Source organism: Aquidulcibacter paucihalophilus (genome assembly GCF_002105465.1).
GTDB lineage: Bacteria > Pseudomonadota > Alphaproteobacteria > Caulobacterales > Aquidulcibacteraceae > Aquidulcibacter > Aquidulcibacter paucihalophilus.
In genome coordinates, this window is the sequence record NZ_NCSQ01000097.1 from 1 (window position 1) to 464 (window position 464).

Sequence of the window (464 nt, forward strand, 5' to 3'; positions counted from 1 at the left end):
CAAGACACTTTCTATGTCGGCACATTGAAAGGCGTGGGAAAAATCTACCAGCAGACGGTGATCGACACCTATAGCAAGGTGGGCTTTGCCAAACTCTATGACCGCAAGACCCCGCTGACAGCAGCCGATACCCTCAATGACCGGGTGATCCCGTTCTTTGAGGAGCATGGGATCAAAGTGGACCGGGTGCTAACCGACAGAGGCACCGAATATTGCGGCTCCCATGAGCGCCATGAGTATGAGCTCTATCTGGCCGTTGAGGATATCGACCACACCCGCACCAAGGTGAAGTCACCCCAGACCAATGGTATCTGCGAGCGCTTCAACAAGACCGTACTGGAGGAATTTTACCGCGTCGCCTTCCGCAAGAAAGTCTATGACAGTATTGAGGCCCTGCAGGCTGATCTTGATACATGGCTTGAAACCTACAATCAGGTGCGAACTCACCAGGGGCGATGGTGCTA

Annotated in this window: 1 protein-coding gene; it reads left to right on the forward strand. The window is 53.4% G+C overall.

Going from position 1 to position 464, the window contains the following annotated elements; genetic code table 11:
- On the forward strand, positions 1-464 hold a 464-nt coding region (locus B7364_RS07930), incomplete at both ends, for an integrase core domain-containing protein (RefSeq protein ID WP_157893578.1).